Genomic DNA, 17,382 nt, shown 5'->3' on the forward strand with positions numbered 1-17,382 from the left:
CCGTGATGGGTCGTCCCTTTCGAGTCGAAACCCGACTTTTGATAATGGGTGACACCCTACGAAGAGTCGATGGCAAGCGAAGCCGCCGCCGACGAGGCGTCCGACACCTATTCGAAGTTCGTACAGCAGGTACAGCGACTGTCGAACGTCAAGCAGGCCGGAATGGTACTCAGTTGGGACCAAGAGGTCATGATGCCCGAGGGCGGCACGCCCGCCCGGTCGAAACAGCGCTCGGCGCTCTCGACCGTGGCCCACGAGATGCTCACGTCCGACGAGATGGCCGAGATGCTCGACGAACTCGAATCGCGGGACCTCGACGACGAGCGCGCGTCGGTCGTCCGCGAGATTCGACGCCAGCACGACCGCGCCGCCAGCGTCCCCCAAGACCTCGTGGAAGAGATTTCGGAGGTCTCGTCGGAGGCGATGCCGGTCTGGCAGAAGGCCAAAGAACAAGACGACTTCTCGACGTTCGCGCCGACGCTCGAAAAACTGGTCGAACTCAAGCGCGAGTACGCCGAACACATCGACCCGGACCGCGACCCCTACGAGGTCCTGTTCGAGGAGTACGAACCGTATCTCGGCGTCGAGACCGCCGAAGAGGTCCTTCAGCGCCTGCGCGACGAACTCGTCCCGCTCGTGGACGCGATTCGGGAGTCGGACGCCAACCTCGCCACCGATACGTTCTCCGGCGAGTTCGACACCGACACGCAGGAAGACCTCACCCGCGACGTGCTGGACACGTTGGGCTACGACTGGGACCACGGCCGCCTCGACACCGCGCCCCACCCGTTCTCGTCGGGCAACCAGTTCGACGCCCGCGTCACGACCCGCTTTTCGCCCGACGAGCCGGTTGGCGCGCTGATGGCGACGGTCCACGAATTCGGCCACGCGACCTACACGCTCGGACTCCCCCGCGAGGAGTACGGCACGCCGCTGGGCGAGTCCCGTGACATGACGGTCCACGAGTCCCAGTCGCGCCTCTGGGAGAACCACGTCGGGCGCTCGCGGGCGTTCTGGGAGCGTTTCCTGCCGAAGGTGAAAGACCGCTTCCCCGAGAAGCTGGCCGACGCCAGCGTTGACGACGTGTACGAGGCCGCCAACGAGGTCTACGAGGACAACCTCATTCGGGTCGAAGCCGACGAACTCACCTACCACATGCACATCGTGGTCCGGTTCGAAATCGAGCGCGACCTCATCCGGGGCGACCTCGACGTGGAGGACGTACCCGAGGTCTGGAACGACAAGTACGAGGAGTATCTGGGCGTCCGGCCCGACTCCGACGCCGAGGGCTGTCTACAGGACATCCACTGGAGCCACGGCGACTTCGGCTACTTCCCGACCTACTCGCTCGGGAGCGTCCTCGCGGCCCAACTGTTCGATAGCGCCGAGGACGACATCGAGAATCTGGACGAGAACGTCGCCGAGGGCGACTTCGAACCGCTCCACGACTGGCTGACCGAGAACGTCCACCAGCACGGGTCGCGTTACACCACCGACGAACTCGTCCGGCAGGCTACCGGCGAAGAGTACACCGCCGACTACTTCCTCGACTACGTGAAGGACAAGTACGGCGAGTTGTACGAACTGGACGAGTACCAGTAGCACCGCGGCCGTTCTCCGTCGCCGTTTAGCTCCTTTCGAATCCCCATTCTGAGCGTTCGGTTCGGTGCGTCGTCTGCTGGCGAACCCCACGCTCCTCGCCGCCACCCTCATTTTGATACGTCGGGAAAGCGAGGAGAACACATGGCCGAAGCTTACGACGACTTACTCGACCGATGTAAGCGAATCACCGCACTGAACGACGGCGGCGGCGTCCTCTACTGGGACCAGCAGGTGATGATGCCCGAGGGCGGCACGCCCGCCCGCGCCGAGCAACTGTCTGCGCTCTCGGCGGTCGCTCACGAGCAATTGACCGCTGACGAGACCGGCCGACTGCTCGACGCCGCCGAGAGCGAGGACCTGTCCGACGAACAGGAGGCGGTCGTCCGCGAGATTCGCCGCGAGTACGACCGGAAGGCGAAAGTCCCCGAGGAGTTGGTCGAACAGCACAGTCGCCTCCAGTCGGAGGCCCAAGACGACTGGCGCGAGGCGAAAGCCAACGACGACTTCTCGGCGTTCGAGCCGATTCTCTCGGACCTGCTCGACCTTCGGGTCGAGAAGGCCGAACACATCGCCCCCGACCGAGACCCCTACGAGGTGATGTTCGAGGACCGCGAACCGTATCTCGAACTCGACACTGTGGAGCGAATTTTCGAGGAACTGAAAGACGGTCTCGTCCCGCTCATCGAGGACATCCGGGCCAGCGAGGCGGTCCCCGACGCCTTCGAGGGTGAGTTCGACACCGAGACGCAGGAAGCCCTCTCGCGGGACGTGCTTGACCTGTTGGACTACGACTGGGACAGGGGCCGCCTCGACACCTCCGCCCACCCGTTCATGTCGGGCACGCAGTTCGACGCCCGCATCACGACCAGATTCGACGAGACGGACTTGCTGGGCGCGGTCAGTTCGACTGTCCACGAGTTCGGCCACGCGACCTACGCGCTCGGGCTTCGGGACGACGCCTACGGCACGCCCCTCGGAGAAGCGCGCTCCAGTGGCGTCCACGAGTCCCAGTCGCGCTTCTGGGAGAACCACGTCGGGCGCACGAAGGAGTTCTGGGAACTCGTCTTGCCGACCGTGAAAGAGCGCTTCCCGCAGGTCTCGGACGTGACGCCGGAAGAGGCTTACCGGACTGCCAACCGCATCGAGTCGGACAACCTGATTCGGACCGAGGCCGACGAACTCACCTACCACATGCACATCATCCTCCGGTCGGAGATAGAGCGCGAGTTCGTCTCCGGCGACCTCGCGGTGAGCGAGATTCCGACCGCGTGGGACGACAAGATGGAGGAATATCTGGGCGTCCGACCCGACACCGACGCGGAGGGCTGTCTACAGGACATCCACTGGACCGGCGGGTTCGCCAGCTTCCAGAACTACACGGTCGGGAGCGTCCTCGCGGCCCAGCTCTGGGCGACCATCGAGGACGAGTTAGACGACCCGCGCGACCTGATTCGGGCGGGCGACTTCCAGCCCATCCGCGACTGGCTGACCGAGAATATCCACCGCCACGGCCAGCGCTACACGACCGACGAACTGATTCGGGAGGCTACCGGCGAGGACCTGACCGCCGACTACTTCCTCGACTACGCCGAGGAGAAGTTCGGCGAGATATACGGCCTGTAGAGTCGTCTCGGCGGGGTTCTCCGTCTCGAGAAAAATCGCGTTGGTTTTCCGGCGAGAAGGTCGATTCGTTCGGTCGCCGCGAACGCTCCCGAAAGAGCGGCGTCGTCGATTACGCTCCGGCCTGTTCGAGCGCGTCTTCGAGTTCGTCGCGCTGGGTGACGCCGACGAACCGCTCGACGACGCCGTCGTCGTTCTCGACCACGATGGTCGGGATGGAACGGACCTGATACTCGTTGGCAACGTCCTGATGCTCGTCTACGTCGATCTTCTCGAACTCGACTTCGCCCCAGTCACCCTCCATCTCTTCGAGAATCGGGTCTTGGGTCTTGCAGGGTCCACACCAGTCCGCGTAAAAGTCCTTCAGCGTGACAGTCATTGGTGGTCTGGCGGAATTATCTTCGCCGCCCGCATAAGGGTTTCCCACCACCCCGGCTTTGCCGCGTTCGATTTGTCGCCACACTCGGCGGCGCTCCGAAAGGTTTAGGCGAGGGGCGACCGGACCACTGTGTATGAGCAGTGGTGAGAACTCCGGCGGACTGATGTCCAGCGCCGGACTCGTCCGATACTTCGACGCCGAGGACCGCAACGCCATCCGCATCGACCCCAAGACCATCGTCGCGTTCGGCGTTCTCTTCGGCGTCTTCATCGAGGTTCTGAACATCCTCGGACTGTAGCGACACCGTTTCTCCGGCGGCTAGTTCTATCGCCCCCGTTGTCGTGCTCGGCGTGAGATGTTTCTTCCAGTCCGAGAGCGTGCCGTCGGCGAGATCTTCGGCGCGGCGGGCGCGCTCTTCAATCGGGACGACCCGACCGCCGAGGCGCGCAACTTTTGACGACCGACTCCCTACTCGCGGATATGACTCTCAAAGCGGGCGTCGTCGCCGTGCAGGGCGACGTGAGCGAACACGCCGAGGCCGTCCGGCGCGCTGGCGAGGCCCACGGACGCGAGACCGAGGTCGTCGAAATCCGGAACAGCGGCGTCGTCCCCGACTGCGACCTGCTGCTCTTGCCCGGCGGGGAATCGACCACCATCTCGCGGTTGCTTCACGACGAGGGTATCGCCGAGGAAATCGTCGCCCACGTCGAGGCTGGCAAGCCCGTGCTGGCGACCTGCGCGGGCCTCATCGTGGCTTCGACCGACGCGGGCGACGACCGCGTACAATCGCTGGACCTCGTGGACGCGACCGTCGAGCGCAACGCCTTCGGGCGACAGAAAGACAGTTTCGAGGCACCCCTCGAAGTCGCAGGTCTCGACGACTCGTTCCCGGCCGTCTTTATCCGCGCGCCGGTCATCGCGGACGTGGGCGAGAGCGTCGAGGTGCTGGCGGAGTGGGACGGCCGCCCGGTGGCGATTCGGGACGGCCCGGTCGTCGCCACCTCGTTCCATCCGGAACTGACGCCCGACTCGCGGGTTCACGGACTGGCGTTCTTCGAGAACGACGGCGTGACCCTCCCCGAGGCTACGGCTTCCGACCAGTAGGGCAGACTTTTCTTGCTGGCCCTCCTCGATGCGGGCATGGAGGTCGATATCGACGCAGTGCGAGTTGCGATGACCGACGAGGGGCCGGTGCCGGTCGTCGTCCTCGCACCCGACGACGACGGGGTGCTCCCGATATTCATTGGCTTCGAGGAAGCCGTCAGCATCGCTCGCGGCATGGAGGCCGAGGACATCGGCCGCCCGCTGACTCACGACCTCACGCTCGACCTCGTGGAGGAACTCGGCGGGCGCGTCACCCGCGTCGTGGTTTCGGCGCTGGAAGACAGCACCTATATCGCCGACCTTCACATCGACACGCCGCGGGGCGAGGCCGAAGTGGACGCCCGACCCAGCGACTCGCTGGCGCTCGCGGCCCGGACCAACGCGCCGATAGAGGTGGCCGACGACGTGTTCGCGTCCGGGCGGCGCGACCGCGAGGAGTTCGACGAGCTACAGGACATCCAAGAGGTCGCGGAGTTGGGACCATGACCGGCGACCAGAGCGGTGAGGTGGCCGACCGCGAGGACGCCGCCGCGCCCGAAGATACCGCGGCGATTCTGGACGAACTATTCGCGGTCGTGGAGGACCGCAAAGAGACCCTGCCCGACGAGTCCTACACCGCGTCGCTGTTCACCCACGAGAAGGGCGAGAACGCCGTGCTGGAGAAACTGGGCGAAGAGACCACCGAACTCCTGCTGGCCGCGAAGGACGACGACCACGAGGAAATCGCCCACGAGAGCGCCGACATCGTCTATCACCTGCTCGTCCTGCTGTCGATGAAGGAGATGGACCTCGCCGACCTGCGCGCGGAACTGCGCGAGCGTCGGTGAAAACTGGTCGATTTTTGGCTCTTCTCGTTCTTCCGTCGGTGGCTCTCGAATCTCTATTTCCGTCAGGCGGTCGGCGCGCGCTGGCGCGGTCCTTGTGACCGCGCCGATACGTGCGAGGGCCGAGTAGCGCAGCGTAGCGAGCAACGCAGGCGGTTGGGGAGGACGAGGTGCTGTGCGGTGTGGGGCGGTGCGGTTGACTCCATCGATCACGCCTGAAGCTAGCTCTCTTCCTCTTCTTTCGATGCCACAAACAACTCCGTAAAGAGAACCGTCCGGAGACCTACCCCTCTACTTTCTCGAACCGGTGCAGGACGACCTCGCTGTCGTCGTCCCACTCAAACTCGTCGTGCGCCCGGTTCAGTATCTCGCGGTACTGCTCTAAGTCCCGCATACCCTCTTTCCGGGCGTCCTCGTCGGTCAGGTCGCCGAGCGTTCGCTCGCGGATTGCGACGACCTCGAAGGCGTCGCCGTCCGCCTCGAAGCGGTCGCCCTCCTCGGCGTACTGGCGTCCGCGGTGAATCTGGGTGATTTCGCCGTCTTTCGCTCCGTTTCGCATTCGCTCGTTCGGAAGCAGCGTATCGGCGTCGATTTCGGCCATGCTCGTGCGTTCGGACTCAACCGGGAAAGTCGTTCGGTCGTCGCTCCGCTGGAAGCGACCCCACGGCCGAACCACCACCGATTAGTCCGCGCCGCCACAACCGCCGCCAATGACCGACCTCGGCAAGGTAGACCGCTCGTTCTTCGACCGGTACATCTACCCCAACCTCGGGACCGACCGCGACGACGTGACGCTCGGACCGCAACACGGCGTTGATTTCGGCGTCGTGGAGGTCGGCGACCGCGCGGTCGTGATGGCCAGCGACCCCCTCTCGCTCGTTCCGGCGCTCGGGTTCGAGAAGGCGGGATGGTTCGCAGTCCACGTCGCGCTCTCGGACGCCGCGGTCTCCGGAATCCCGCCCTCGCACCTCTCGGTCACGTTCACGCTCCCGCCGGAGATGACCGACGAGCAGTTCGGCGCGGTCTGGGAGGCGTTCGACCGCGAAGCCAGCGAACTGGGCGTCAGCATCGTCACGGGCCACACCGCGCGCTACGGCGGGTGTCAGTACCCGTGGGTCGGCGGCGCGACGACGCTGGCGGTCGGCGACCCCGACGCGGTGGTCCGCCCCGACGGCGCGACTCCCGGCGACCGACTGCTCGTGACGAAGGGTCCCGCGGTCGAAGTCGCTGGCTTTCTGGTCACGCTGTTCGAGGACGCGGTGGACCTCTCCGACTCGACTATCGAGACCGCCAAGGAGCGATTCTGGGACATGAGTCCGGTCCGGGACGCGCTGACCGCCGCGGCCGCCGGGCCGGTCACCGCGATGCACGACGCCACCGAGGGCGGTCTCCGGGGCGCGCTGGTCGAACTCGCGGGAGCGGGCGGCGTCCGCCTCGACGTGGACGCCGACGCGGTGCCCGTCCTGCCGGGCGTCGCGGAGTCCTGCGAGTTTTTCGGCATCGACCCGTGGGCCGCGACCAGCGAGGGGACGCTCCTGCTGACCGTCGAATCGGGCGGCGTCGAGCGCGTGCTGGACGCCCTCGACGACGAAGACATCCCGGCCGCCGAAATCGGCGAAGTGAGTGCGGGCGAGGGCGTCTTCGTGGACGGCGAGCGCGCCGAAAAGCCGGAGGCAGACCCCTCGTGGGAAGTCTTCGAGGAGTACGCCGACCGAGTCGGCTTGGAGTGACTGACGGAGGCCGTTGGTACCCCTTGGTTTATTAATAATTAGGGCGTAGTCCCCGCCGTGAGACGAATTTGGTTCGCGCTCTTCGGCGGTCTGTTCGGCGCTGTCGGCGTCGCGTTTCTCGGGGCGTTCCGGGCCGACGCGCTGGCTGACCCCACCTCGCTGGCGACGTTCTCGCTCTGGCTTGGAGCCTCGACACTGTACGTCCTCGGTGGTCTCGACGCCTCAATCGGGGATTTCGACTGGTACCAACTCGTCGGTCTCGGAAACGTTTGTCTGGGTCTCCAGATGGTCGCGCGCGCCGCGATGACGCTGGCCGACGGAACCGGCGAGACCGAACCCCTCCTGGCCACGTTCGGTGGTGTTGTCGGCGGGCTAACGCTGGCGTACATCGGTCTCGACTGGTTCCGCGGCGGTCGGCACTTCGACCTCTCGACCTTCGAGGAGTCGCCCACCGCTGACCCCGAGTAGTGGTGTTCCCTGCCGAGAACGCTTAACCGCTCGTAGAGCGTACAGAATACGGAATGACCAACTGGTACGCAGTCGCCATCGGGTTCGTCGTCATGACGGTGGTCGGCGTCGTCGGAATCGCCATTCCGGGACTCGGCCAACTCACCGCGGGACTGGTCGGCGGATTCCTCGCTGGCTACATGGCGGCGGGCGGGACCGGTCGCGGCGCGTGGCACGGCCTGCTGGCGGGATCGCTCGGGGGCGTTTTCGTCGCCGTCTTCCTCGGGGTCGCGGTCAGCGTCCTCGGCGTGGCCGAGTTCGGTCCCTTCGGGTCGCTTCTCGGCGGTGGGGCGTTCCTCGTCGTTCTCTTCGTCACGTTCGTGATGGGACTGGAGAGCGCGCTCGCCGGAGCAATCGGCGGGTGGATAGCCAAGGAGTGAGTCGGACCCAGACTGAAAGCCGCCACGCACTCCTCGCTCGCCGACAGGCGAACAAATCGCCCGATATTGGAATTACTCTCGGTAACTAACTCAGGAGAGGTAACTTTTACACGGCGGGAAGCGTACTCGCGCTCATGAGTGACAACGATAGACTCTCGGTCTGGTGTGCCGGAAAGGATTGGTGTCCGATTACCTCGACCGCGACGCTAATCGGTAAGAAGTGGCACCCCGTGGTCATCCATCGACTCCTCCACAGCGGCCCGATGGGTTTCAACGAACTCAAAGACGACGTGGACGGTATCTCCAGCAAGGTTCTCTCGGATAGCCTCGACGACCTCGAAGAGAAAGGGCTTTTAAACCGCGAAATCGTGAGCGAGAAGCCGGTTCGTGTGCAGTATTCGCTGACTGAGCGCGGCGCGTCGCTCGAATCGCTCATCGAGGAGATGCGTGACTGGGGTGCCGAACACCTCACCGCCGCCGCCGAAAAAGAAGACGCGATTTCGTAGACGCGACGCGATTTCCTATCGCACTATATCATTTATCGCGGTCGGTGTGGAGTTCACTCTGCTCACACTGCTGGCGCGCCAGCGAGCGAAGAAAGCGTCTCTCGACCTCAGGAGCGGGTATCCGGTGGCGACTCTCCTGCACCAATCGGGAGCGTTATCGTCCGGTCACTGGCCAAGAGTGCGAAGAGTGCGAAGAGCGCGTAGAGCGCGGGTTCGTTCGTCCAAATGCCGATGACCCCCAGAATACCGAGGACGCCGAGGCGGTTCACTGGGACTTCCATACTAGAGTGGTTCGATTTCTTCTGGAAAAATCTGTGGGCGATTCCGAAAAGCCGAGAAGTGTCCCGACGGAGCGACCGCTCCGTACCTTTAAATCCGGAGACGTGACGAACCTCGCTCGATGGGACACCGCGCACTCCTCGCGTATCGACGCGACGACGCCGACCGCTCGACTGCCGACGCTCGTGATTCGGACGACGAAACCGCAACCTACGACCTCCACCGCTCGCACTGGGGCGGCGCGGAGTTCGCCCTCCTCGACCACCTTTCGGCCGACGCGCCCTACGCCACGGACACCCAGTTCGCCGTGGACCTCGAGCCGATAGCGACGGACCTCTCGCTGGCCGCCATCGCGGCCGACCACCTCGATTTTCTGCATCACGAAGCGTTCTACCGCGTCTCGGCGGCGTACCGAACGACCGCGTTCCACACGGTCTGGTTCGGTCTCGAAACCGACAGCGAGACCGTCGAGCGGAGCGAGACGGTTGGCCACGGCGCGCTGGTTGAGGCGGTCCCCGAGAACTCGAACTACCTTCGCGGATGGGTCCGTGGGACGAAAGCCACGCTCGGCGAGATGGTGGACCGCGGCGTACTCGACCCCGAGATGGCCCGCGACTTTCTCGCCGCGCGCGTTCGCTCGTGGGGCGACAATCGGGAGGTGATTCTCCCGGAACGCCATCGGTAGTGCCGTCCGTTCGACACGCGCCGTTTTAGTGCGCTCGCCGCCTACGCCGCGGTAGTGACACTCGAAGACGGCGACTCCGCCGAGACCGACGCCTCGGACGCTGGCTCTCGGGCGGCCGACGCGCCGACCGCCGACACGCTCCACCGGCCCGACCCGGCGACCGCCCGCGAGCGCATTGCGGCCGCCATCGACCGCGCCGAGTTGATAACCGTCTTCGGACGCTGTACGGTCGCGTACGACGGCCGGGCCGCCAGCCACCTCGGTCCCGGCGACCGACTGGTCGTCCTCAAACCTGACGGGACCGCGCTGGTCCACACCGACGAGGGCCAACAGCCCGTGAACTGGCAACCGCCGGGATGCGCCCACGAGGTCCGCCTCGCCGACGGCGAGGTCCGCGTCGAGAGCCACCGCACCGCGCCGGACGAAGAGCTAACGGTCGCCTTCGAGCGAGTCGAGCAGGTCTCGACGTTCGACGTGACCGACCGAGGAGACCTCTCGGTGCAGGGAACCGAGGAGGACCTCCGCCAGCGGATTCTGGAGGACCCGGACCTCGTGGAGGCCGGGTTCAAACCGCTGGCAACCGAGCGCGAAACGGCCGCCGGAGCGGTGGACATCTACGGCAAGGACCGCGACGGCGCGACGGTCGTCGTGGAACTCAAGCGCAAGCGCGTCGGCCCGGACGCGGTGGGCCAGTTGGACCGCTACGTCGAGGCGCTGGAGAGAAACCTGCACGCGAACGCCGAGATTCGCGGAATTCTGGTCTCGCCGTCGGTGACCGAACGAGGGCGGCGACTGTTAGCAGAGAAGGGCTTGGAGTTCGTCTCGGTTGGTCCGCCGGAATGAGGAGGGCGGCGCGTATAAGCCGCGCTACCGAGGGGTCCCGGTATGGATAATCGGCGCGCGTTCTGGTTCGGGGTCGGCACGCTCCTCGTCGGCGGGTACGTCCTGTTTCACGCCGGTCTCCTCCCGGTGCCCGCCGGGACCGACGACCGCCGAAGCCTCCGGGTCACTGACTGCGCCGGAACCGAGAAGGTTCACCTCAACGCCGCGGTCGCGGACTCGTTCGCCGAGCGGTACGTGGGCCTGAGTCGAACCGAGTCGCTGGCTCCCGGCGAGGGCCTGCTCCTCGCGTACGACGAGAACGGGTCGAAGGGCATCGCCATGCGGAACATGGACTTCCCGCTGGGCGTGGTGTTCGTGTCCGTGGACGGCGAGGTTACGGGCATCAAGACGCTGGATGCGGCCGACTCTCCGTTGTCATACCACCTGCTGTACGAGACCATGTCGGAGTCGGGCCGGTACGTCGTGGAGACGAACGCTGGGTGGGCCGCAGAACGTGGGGTGTCGGTGGGCGACTGTGTTCGGTGGCTTTCGTGGTCTAGTCGCGGAACGTAGTGTCGAAGACGTGTTCGACGCGTCCGTTCCCTCTGTCTGTCGCAGACGGAACGACCACACTGAATTCACGTTCGCGGCGACGATCATAGGACCCATCCTATATTTCACATTCAGAGAGTAAAATATAATACTTTGCAGAGGAATGAAATAATATGGAAGATAATTCCAATAGGTGTTCCAAGCCAAACAATCAGCCGGAAGGCGATAACAACTCCCTGCGGCGTACGTACCTCAAGACGGTTGCGGGAACTGGGGCAGCGATTACGGGGGTATCGTTGCTCTCGTCGTCGGCCTTGGCGTACACCGACCCGTCGGATGCTTACGCTACTGAGTACGATTCTCACATCCCGGGCTTCGGACATCCATCCACCAATAACGGACCCATTCGCCTGTATCTGACCAACAAATGGGAAACGTCCGACCTAGACATCGTTCTCGACAGCGTGAAACTCATGATGCAGAACCTCGAAGAAGCCACCGACAAGGTCAACGGCTGGAAGATCGAGGCGTACAACACCAACGTCGATGCGTTCTTCGATTCCTATTCCGGTGATCCGACCGACCTCAACAAACAGTACATCGATGAGTTCGGCCACACGGACGAAGGTGGAGCGAACCTTTGGATCGGCGACGACGGTTCGATGGACGGCGTGACCTACAGCAACAACGTCTGGAACAACGCCTACGACACGTCCGAGACCTACCCCTATGCGAGCAAGCATCCGAAGACGCTCTTCGATTATTCCGAGCAGAGGCACGTCTCGTGGTCGGCCTGTCACGAAATCTGGCACCAACTCTGTGCTCCTGTCCCGATTTGGGCGGGTAACTACGATGGCGAATCAACGTACTCTCACCACGTTGGAAACGTCGTCCCTTCGGAGCACTACGACGCGACCGTCACGACGATTGGCACGTCACCCGGAGCCGACGACTGGAAAGAGGGGGCGTGTCGAACCACCAACGCTGATCCGTCGTCCAACTCGGTACAGATTAGCGAGTGCGAGGCTGGTGCGGTAGACGACGTCATCTCGTACTTTTCGTGACGACCGGTAATTGGGCCGGAACTCGAACCTAAGCTCGTGGTTGCACGTTGGGGCGCGTTCGCTCGGACGTGTATTCACCATCGATTCACTCCACTTCGCGCGTCAACTCGGCCAGTTCGTTCATCGCCTCCAGCGGCGTCATCGTCGCCACGTCCACCTCGCGGAGGCGCGCGGCGAGTTCGTCCTCGGGACCGTCGGCGACGGCCTTCGGCGGGGAATCGGCGGTAGGTTCGTCCTTCGAGTCGTCGGCGCTCCTCTCGTCCGCCGGTTCCACGTCGGCCGACTCCGCCTCCGCCAGCAATTCGCGCGCTCGCCCGACCACCTCGTCGGGAACCCCTGCCTCGCGGGCGACCTGCACGCCGTAGGAGGCGGTGGCCGCGCCCCGGCGAACCTCGTGGTCGAACGTCACGTCCTCGCCGGTTCCCTCCGCGGCAAAGTGGAGGTTGAACGCGCCCGGCAGTTCCTCGGCGGTCTCGGTCAGTTCGTGGTGGTGCGTCGCAAAGAGCGTGAGCGCGCCCACCTCGTCGTGGACGTGTTCGGTCACAGCGCGGGCGATGGCCAGTCCGTCGGTCGTACTGGTGCCCCGTCCAACCTCGTCTAACAGGACCAACGAGTCGTCGGTCGCGCTTTCGAGAATCGCGGCGAGTTCGGTCATCTCGACCATGAACGTCGAGCGCCCGCCCGCGATGTCGTCGCTCGCGCCGACGCGGGTGAAGATTCGGTCCACCGGCGCGATGCGGGCGCTCGCGGCCGGGACGAAACTCCCGGTCTGGGCGAGGACGGTGATGAGCGCGACCTGCCGCATGTACGTCGATTTCCCCGACATGTTCGGCCCGGTGATGACCGCGAAGGAGTCGGCGGCGTTCGCAGTGTCACGCTCACCGCTCGGCGGCGAAGCCGCCCGTTCGAGGTGCGCGTCGTTGGGCACGAACGACTGTTGGGTGCGCTCGACGACCGGGTGGCGGCCGCCCTCGATGTGGATTCCCTCGCCGCCGATTTCCGGGCGGGCGTAGTCGCGCGTGGCCGCTACCTCCGCCAGCGCGGCCAGCACGTCGAGTCGGGCGAGCGCGTCCGCGACCGCCTGCACGCGCTCGGACTCGGCGGCGACCGTCGAGCGCACGTCTCGGAACAGTTCGTGTTCGAGGTCGTCGGCCCGACTCTCGGCGCGCAGAATCTCGTCCTCGCGCTCCTTGAGTTCCGGCGTGTAGAACCGCTCGGAGTTTTTGAGCGTCTGTCTGCGCTCGTAGTCGTCTGGCACCGCGTCGAGGTTCGGGTTCGTCACCTCGATGTAGTAGCCGTGGACCGAGTTGTGCCCGACCTTCAGCGAGCCGATACCGGTCCGTTCGCGCTCTTGCTGTTCGAGGTCGTCTATCCACGCTTTCCCCTCGCGCTCGGTCTCGCGGAGGTCGTCCAGTTCCTCGTCGTAGCCCCGCTGAATCACGTCGCCCTCGGTGATTTCGCGGGGCGGGTCCTCCCGGATAGCGCGGCCTATCAGCTCTCGCACGTCCGCGAGTTCGTCGAGGTCGTCGCGGAGTTCGACCAGCAACTCGGCGTCGAAGTCGGCCATCGCGGCCTTCAGGTCGGGCACCACGTCGAGGGTGGTCTTCAGCGACCGCAGGTCGCGGGCGTTGGCCCGCCCCCGCGAGATGCGGGCGACGAGGCGCTCGATGTCGTACACATCCCGGAGCAGGTCTCTCGCCTCCTCGCGGGTCTGCACGTCGTGAGTCCACGCTTCCACGGCGTCGAGTCGGGCCTCGATGCGGTCGGGTTCCAGCAGGGGTCGCCGGAGCCAGTCTTTGAGCTTCCGGCTCCCGAGCGCGCAGGCGGTCTCGTCCAGCACCCCGAGCAGGGTCACGTCGGCGTCGCCGTGGACCGTCCGGCGCTCGAACAGTTCGAGGCTGGAGAGCGCCACTCGGTCCAACAGGACGTACTCGCGGGGTTCGTAGCGCGTGAGGTGATTGAGATAGTCGAGGTGGCCGTCCTCGCCTGCGTGCCCGCTGGCACGTTTTCCGCCGCGGGTGTACTCGGCGTACGCCAGCAGGGCACCGCAGGCACGAATCTCGGCGTCGTGGGCCGTCGTACTGCTCGACGCGTTTCGCGCTTCGGTATCGCCGACGAGCAGGGTGTCGGGCGACCCGAAGTAGGCTTCGACGCGCTCGCGGGCCGTCTCCGAGTCGAAGGCCGCCGAGTCGTAGGGTGTGACCATGCAGTCGGCGTCGAAGAACGCCGCGCCGTCTTCCGCGGCGGGTTCCACGATGGCCTCCGCGGGCGCGAAGCGACTCACCTCGTCGGCGATGGTCTCCTCGCGCTCGGCGCTGGTCGCGTAGAAATCGCCGGTCGAAACGTCCAGCAGGGCCAGTCCGTAGCGGTCGGGGTCCTCGGTCAGACAGGCCACGAAGTTGTTGTCCTCGGTGTCGAGCAGTTCGTCTTCGGTTAGCGTGCCCGGCGTCACGATGCGGGTCACCGCCCGGTCCACGACGCTCGTGGTCTCCTCGGGGTCCTGCACTTGGTCGGCGACCGCGACCCGGTAGCCCGCGTCGAGCAGGGTCTCGATGTACGACTCGGCGCTGTCGATGGGGATACCCGCCATCGGGTAGGTGCCGGTCGAGTCCTCGCGCTGGGTCAGCGCGATTTCGAGCAGTCGAGCGGTCCGCTCGGCGGCCTCGCAGAACGTCTCGTAGAAATCGCCCACCTGAAACAGCACGAGCGAGTCGTCGTACTCCCGACAGAGTTCGAAATACTGGCTCATCATCGGCGTCAGCTCGTCCTCGTTTTCGGCCATCTTCTCGGGAGGCCCCAGCGCCGCGTCCATGGGTAGGGTACAGGGACTACGGCCCGAAATACCCCTCGGAACCGGGCGACGGCACGGTCCCGCGCGACCGACTCGATGCTGGCTGTCCCCGCCTCGCTGGCGTCGTTTGTTGGTCTCTCTCGACTACTGACTCGTCCACTTGGCGCGTGCTGGCGCGTCGCCGACGGCGACGCGCCAACCGCGCGAAGGCTGAGGACCGCAGGCCTGTGGCCGAGGACTGCAGGCGGTTGGGGAGGTGTGAGGCTGTCGCGGTGCGGTGCTGTGCGGGCGACTCCATCGCTCAAGCCTGAAGCTAGCTTCTGTCCGTCTGTATCCTCCATCACCAGCTCCTACTTGCCTTCATCCTCCGTCGCTAACTCCGACACAGTTCGACAACTGTTCAACCACGCCGACCCCACCGAAACCGTCCCCACCGAAACCCCGCAAACGCGCCGCGGGCGGAAGGGCTAACCGCCACCGACAACTACGCTGAGATGTGACTGACGCTCTCACCACCGACAAACCCGTCCACCTCGCCGACGCCGACGAACTGGACGCCTTCGTCGCCGAGAACGACCTCGCGCTGGTCGATTTCTACACGAAGGGCTGTTCGCTCTGTCAGGCCATCGAACCCGTGGTGGGCAACGTCGCGCGCGCCACCGACGCCGCGGTAGGGATGCTCAACCCCCGCGACGACCTCGAACTGGTCGATACCTACGACGTGCGGAGCGTGCCGACGCTCCTGCTGTTCGAGGACGGCGAGCTAGTCGGCAGGATGGCCGAGGGGTTCCGCGGGACCGAAGCGGTCGTGGAGTTCGTGGAGTCGCGCGGACGAACCGAGTGAGTCGTCGGTTCCGGTCTCTCTTCGGTGCCGCCCGCGAGTACCGGAAATCCCGGCCGTCGATGGGCCGCTTTTCAGGCTTCGGCGCTAACCGTATCCATGAGCCAGCACTCCACCGACGCGTTGGCGGTCTACTCCGACTACGTCTGTCCGTTCTGTTACCTCGGAAAAGCCGCGATGGAAGAGTACCGCGAGGAGACTGACGACGCGCCGGAGGTCGAGTGGCGCTTCTACGACCTCCGAGGGTACAAGCGCAACCCCGACGGGAGCATCGACCACGACGTAGACGACGGCAAGGACGACGACTATTTCGCGCAGGCCCGCGAGAACATCAATCGTCTCAAAGAGCGCTACGACGTGGAGATGAACCTCGACCTCTCGAAGAACGTCGATTCGTGGAACGCCCAGCAGGCCGCCCTCTACGTCCGCCAGACCGAGGGCAAGGAACTCTTCCTCGATTTCCACGAATCCGTCTTCGACGCGCTCTGGCAGGACGGCCGGGACATCGGCGACACCGACGTGCTGGCCGATCTCGCCGAGAGCGTCGGTCTCGACGGCCGGGAAATCCGGGACGCGACGACCGACGAGACGCTGGAAGCGGAACTCCGCGAGCGCTTCGAGCAGGCCCAACAGGCGGGCGTGTCGGGAATCCCGACGTTCGTCTACGCGGGCCACGCGGCGCGCGGTGCGATTCCGCCCGAGCAGTTCGAGCGACTGGTCGAAGGTGGCGAATAGAAATACAAAGCCTACTTACAGGTACGAGACAGTCCTCGTTACATGGCTGTCAGTCGAATATTTAATCAGTTCACGCTATTCGACATTTTCGGCAATCTCATCCCTGGTACCATCGTTTTGGCGGCCGTCGTCTCCGTCTTTCCGATGGAAAACGCGACCCAAATCGCGTCCGCACCGCTCGGAACCCAATTTCTGCTCGCAATTATCGCGTTCGCGCTCGGCCACGTCATCCAACAGCACGCCTCCGAGGCCGCGGGGAAGCGCGAAACGTTCAAAAACACTATCCTCTCGGCACGGTCGTACAGCTACTCCCCTTCGACCGCGCTGGACGATTACGGACGTAAACGGAAGGCCCTCTACCTTCCGTACTATTGCTGGAACGAACGCGTCGGCGACCCGATTCGGAAGCGCTTTCGCGGCTCCATCGTGGGGCGACTCGCGGTGCTTCCCGCTCGGCTTTATCGTTCGGTAGTCGAAGCCGTGTTGCTGGTAAAGATTAAGAAAGACGAACCTTTGCCAGATAACCGACTCGCCAGCAAGGTCTGGATGATCTGTAAGAAAAAATACCGGCTCGATAAGAACTACGACAACTACGGCGATCTGCTCCACCTCATGTCGAGCGACTTGGAGAACCACGGAACATCGCGTGCGCTTCGGTTTCAGGCTATTCGCAACTTCCAGCGCGGAATGTGGATCGCCTGCTTCTACGCCTCCATTCTCTATCTGTGGGTTTCGCTCTCTGATTTCTTGCCCTCGCTGTTCTACGATGCGCTGGCCGCTATCGGTCTCCGACCGTGGACTCCGGCTATTATCGACATCTGGAGTCCGGTCTGGACGCTGATGGTGGTGACCGGAGTCGTCTCCTACTCCTTCTGGGAACTCAAAGAGAAGTACGAGGAGGAGTTTATCGAGTACCTGTTTACCGACTACGTTACGTCTCAGTCCGAGGATTTGACGTGAC

21 protein-coding genes are annotated in these 17,382 nt (G+C 64.6%); 17 read left to right on the forward strand and 4 right to left on the reverse strand.

Annotated elements, in window-relative coordinates; all coding sequences use genetic code 11:
• Positions 1–69 precede the first annotated feature (69 nt).
• A complete protein-coding gene (locus EP007_RS09470) occupies positions 70–1,602 on the forward strand; it encodes a carboxypeptidase M32 (RefSeq protein ID WP_128477422.1) in 1,533 nt (510 codons plus the stop codon).
• A gap of 141 nt (positions 1,603–1,743) precedes the next feature.
• Positions 1,744–3,225, forward strand: coding sequence for a carboxypeptidase M32 (locus EP007_RS09475; protein WP_128477423.1), 1,482 nt, complete (start codon positions 1,744–1,746; stop codon positions 3,223–3,225).
• A 109-nt stretch (positions 3,226–3,334) separates the two neighbouring features.
• On the opposite strand, the gene EP007_RS09480 is transcribed toward EP007_RS09475, so the two are convergent.
• On the reverse strand, positions 3,335–3,601 hold the full coding sequence (locus EP007_RS09480; RefSeq protein WP_128477424.1) for a thioredoxin family protein: 267 nt from the start codon (positions 3,599–3,601) through the stop codon (positions 3,335–3,337).
• 133 nt (positions 3,602–3,734) lie between these two features.
• Here EP007_RS09480 and EP007_RS09485 point away from each other — a divergent pair, with 133 nt between their 5' ends.
• From EP007_RS09485 to hisE, 4 genes are all read left to right on the forward strand, one after another.
• Positions 3,735–3,899, forward strand: a complete 165-nt coding sequence (locus tag EP007_RS09485) for a preprotein translocase subunit Sec61beta (protein WP_128477425.1) — start codon at positions 3,735–3,737, stop codon at positions 3,897–3,899.
• Positions 3,900–4,081: 182 nt separating this feature from the next.
• Complete coding sequence (gene pdxT / locus EP007_RS09490) at positions 4,082–4,705, forward strand: pyridoxal 5'-phosphate synthase glutaminase subunit PdxT (RefSeq protein ID WP_128477426.1); 624 nt, start codon at positions 4,082–4,084, stop codon at positions 4,703–4,705.
• 36 nt (positions 4,706–4,741) lie between these two features.
• Entirely contained in the window at positions 4,742–5,191 is a 450-nt protein-coding gene (locus tag EP007_RS09495; protein WP_128477427.1) for a bifunctional nuclease family protein, read from the forward strand.
• Positions 5,188–5,532, forward strand: a complete 345-nt coding sequence (hisE, locus tag EP007_RS09500; protein WP_128477428.1) for a phosphoribosyl-ATP diphosphatase — start codon at positions 5,188–5,190, stop codon at positions 5,530–5,532. Before EP007_RS09495 ends, hisE begins: the two co-directional genes overlap by 4 nt.
• Before the next feature lie 280 nt (positions 5,533–5,812).
• Here hisE and EP007_RS09505 read toward each other — a convergent pair whose 3' ends face one another.
• Positions 5,813–6,130 (reverse strand): ASCH domain-containing protein, encoded by a 318-nt coding sequence (locus EP007_RS09505; protein WP_128477429.1) that lies wholly within the window; start codon positions 6,128–6,130, stop codon positions 5,813–5,815.
• 109 nt (positions 6,131–6,239) lie between these two features.
• On the opposite strand from EP007_RS09505, the gene EP007_RS09510 reads away from it, so the two are divergent.
• From EP007_RS09510 to EP007_RS09525, 4 genes are all read left to right on the forward strand, one after another.
• Positions 6,240–7,259 carry an AIR synthase family protein gene (locus tag EP007_RS09510; protein WP_128477430.1) on the forward strand — a complete coding sequence of 340 codons (1,020 nt, stop codon included), beginning with the start codon at positions 6,240–6,242 and terminating at the stop codon, positions 7,257–7,259.
• 57 nt (positions 7,260–7,316) lie between these two features.
• Positions 7,317–7,727 carry a hypothetical protein gene (locus EP007_RS09515; RefSeq protein WP_128477431.1) on the forward strand — a complete coding sequence of 137 codons (411 nt, stop codon included), beginning with the start codon at positions 7,317–7,319 and terminating at the stop codon, positions 7,725–7,727.
• A 53-nt stretch (positions 7,728–7,780) separates the two neighbouring features.
• Positions 7,781–8,146 (forward strand): DUF5518 domain-containing protein, encoded by a 366-nt coding sequence (locus tag EP007_RS09520; RefSeq protein ID WP_128477432.1) that lies wholly within the window; start codon positions 7,781–7,783, stop codon positions 8,144–8,146.
• A gap of 134 nt (positions 8,147–8,280) precedes the next feature.
• Positions 8,281–8,652 carry a winged helix-turn-helix transcriptional regulator gene (locus EP007_RS09525; protein ID WP_128477433.1) on the forward strand — a complete coding sequence of 124 codons (372 nt, stop codon included), beginning with the start codon at positions 8,281–8,283 and terminating at the stop codon, positions 8,650–8,652.
• A 107-nt stretch (positions 8,653–8,759) separates the two neighbouring features.
• Here EP007_RS09525 and EP007_RS17450 read toward each other — a convergent pair whose 3' ends face one another.
• Positions 8,760–8,933 carry a hypothetical protein gene (locus EP007_RS17450; protein ID WP_166035520.1) on the reverse strand — a complete coding sequence of 58 codons (174 nt, stop codon included), beginning with the start codon at positions 8,931–8,933 and terminating at the stop codon, positions 8,760–8,762.
• A 119-nt stretch (positions 8,934–9,052) separates the two neighbouring features.
• On the opposite strand from EP007_RS17450, the gene EP007_RS09530 reads away from it, so the two are divergent.
• From EP007_RS09530 to EP007_RS09545, 4 genes are all read left to right on the forward strand, one after another.
• The gene (locus EP007_RS09530) at positions 9,053–9,616 is read left to right on the forward strand and encodes a DUF6735 family protein (RefSeq protein WP_128477434.1); all 564 of its coding nucleotides are present in this window, start codon (positions 9,053–9,055) and stop codon (positions 9,614–9,616) included.
• A 54-nt stretch (positions 9,617–9,670) separates the two neighbouring features.
• Positions 9,671–10,459 (forward strand): endonuclease NucS, encoded by a 789-nt coding sequence (gene nucS / locus EP007_RS09535; RefSeq protein ID WP_128477435.1) that lies wholly within the window; start codon positions 9,671–9,673, stop codon positions 10,457–10,459.
• Positions 10,460–10,501: 42 nt separating this feature from the next.
• The gene (locus EP007_RS09540) at positions 10,502–11,011 is read left to right on the forward strand and encodes a DUF192 domain-containing protein (protein ID WP_128477436.1); all 510 of its coding nucleotides are present in this window, start codon (positions 10,502–10,504) and stop codon (positions 11,009–11,011) included.
• A gap of 152 nt (positions 11,012–11,163) precedes the next feature.
• Positions 11,164–12,054 (forward strand): hypothetical protein, encoded by an 891-nt coding sequence (locus EP007_RS09545; protein ID WP_128477437.1) that lies wholly within the window; start codon positions 11,164–11,166, stop codon positions 12,052–12,054.
• 85 nt (positions 12,055–12,139) lie between these two features.
• Here EP007_RS09545 and mutS read toward each other — a convergent pair whose 3' ends face one another.
• On the reverse strand, positions 12,140–14,866 hold the full coding sequence (gene mutS, locus EP007_RS09550) for a DNA mismatch repair protein MutS (protein ID WP_128477438.1): 2,727 nt from the start codon (positions 14,864–14,866) through the stop codon (positions 12,140–12,142).
• A 475-nt stretch (positions 14,867–15,341) separates the two neighbouring features.
• On the opposite strand from mutS, the gene EP007_RS09555 reads away from it, so the two are divergent.
• The 3 genes from EP007_RS09555 to EP007_RS09565 all read left to right on the forward strand — a co-directional run bounded on the left by EP007_RS09555 (position 15,342) and on the right by EP007_RS09565 (position 17,381).
• Complete coding sequence (locus EP007_RS09555) at positions 15,342–15,689, forward strand: thioredoxin family protein (protein ID WP_128477439.1); 348 nt, start codon at positions 15,342–15,344, stop codon at positions 15,687–15,689.
• Between the two features lie 96 nt (positions 15,690–15,785).
• Positions 15,786–16,421: a DsbA family oxidoreductase gene (locus EP007_RS09560; RefSeq protein WP_128477440.1), complete on the forward strand. Its 636-nt coding sequence runs from the start codon at positions 15,786–15,788 to the stop codon at positions 16,419–16,421.
• Positions 16,422–16,463: 42 nt separating this feature from the next.
• Entirely contained in the window at positions 16,464–17,381 is a 918-nt protein-coding gene (locus tag EP007_RS09565; RefSeq protein WP_128477441.1) for a hypothetical protein, read from the forward strand.
• Position 17,382: the final 1 nt, after the last annotated feature.

It is taken from the genome of Halorussus pelagicus, assembly GCF_004087835.1.
GTDB classification, from domain to species: Archaea; Halobacteriota; Halobacteria; order Halobacteriales; family Haladaptataceae; genus Halorussus; species Halorussus pelagicus.

Bases quoted from the DNA above. Each gene is read 5' to 3' on its own strand.
- EP007_RS09470 (WP_128477422.1), top strand. From the start codon at position 70: ATGGCAAGCGAAGCCGCCGCCGACGAGGCGTCCGACACCTATTCGAAG.
- EP007_RS09475 (WP_128477423.1), top strand. From the start codon at position 1,744: ATGGCCGAAGCTTACGACGACTTACTCGACCGATGTAAGCGAATCACC.
- EP007_RS09480 (WP_128477424.1), bottom strand. From the start codon at position 3,601: ATGACTGTCACGCTGAAGGACTTTTACGCGGACTGGTGTGGACCCTGC.
- EP007_RS09485 (WP_128477425.1), top strand. From the start codon at position 3,735: ATGAGCAGTGGTGAGAACTCCGGCGGACTGATGTCCAGCGCCGGACTC.
- pdxT (WP_128477426.1), top strand. From the start codon at position 4,082: ATGACTCTCAAAGCGGGCGTCGTCGCCGTGCAGGGCGACGTGAGCGAA.
- EP007_RS09495 (WP_128477427.1), top strand. From the start codon at position 4,742: ATGGAGGTCGATATCGACGCAGTGCGAGTTGCGATGACCGACGAGGGG.
- hisE (WP_128477428.1), top strand. From the start codon at position 5,188: ATGACCGGCGACCAGAGCGGTGAGGTGGCCGACCGCGAGGACGCCGCC.
- EP007_RS09505 (WP_128477429.1), bottom strand. From the start codon at position 6,130: ATGGCCGAAATCGACGCCGATACGCTGCTTCCGAACGAGCGAATGCGA.
- EP007_RS09510 (WP_128477430.1), top strand. From the start codon at position 6,240: ATGACCGACCTCGGCAAGGTAGACCGCTCGTTCTTCGACCGGTACATC.
- EP007_RS09520 (WP_128477432.1), top strand. From the start codon at position 7,781: ATGACCAACTGGTACGCAGTCGCCATCGGGTTCGTCGTCATGACGGTG.
- EP007_RS09525 (WP_128477433.1), top strand. From the start codon at position 8,281: ATGAGTGACAACGATAGACTCTCGGTCTGGTGTGCCGGAAAGGATTGG.
- EP007_RS17450 (WP_166035520.1), bottom strand. From the start codon at position 8,933: ATGGAAGTCCCAGTGAACCGCCTCGGCGTCCTCGGTATTCTGGGGGTC.
- EP007_RS09530 (WP_128477434.1), top strand. From the start codon at position 9,053: ATGGGACACCGCGCACTCCTCGCGTATCGACGCGACGACGCCGACCGC.
- EP007_RS09540 (WP_128477436.1), top strand. From the start codon at position 10,502: ATGGATAATCGGCGCGCGTTCTGGTTCGGGGTCGGCACGCTCCTCGTC.
- EP007_RS09545 (WP_128477437.1), top strand. From the start codon at position 11,164: ATGGAAGATAATTCCAATAGGTGTTCCAAGCCAAACAATCAGCCGGAA.
- mutS (WP_128477438.1), bottom strand. From the start codon at position 14,866: ATGGACGCGGCGCTGGGGCCTCCCGAGAAGATGGCCGAAAACGAGGAC.
- EP007_RS09560 (WP_128477440.1), top strand. From the start codon at position 15,786: ATGAGCCAGCACTCCACCGACGCGTTGGCGGTCTACTCCGACTACGTC.
- EP007_RS09565 (WP_128477441.1), top strand. From the start codon at position 16,464: ATGGCTGTCAGTCGAATATTTAATCAGTTCACGCTATTCGACATTTTC.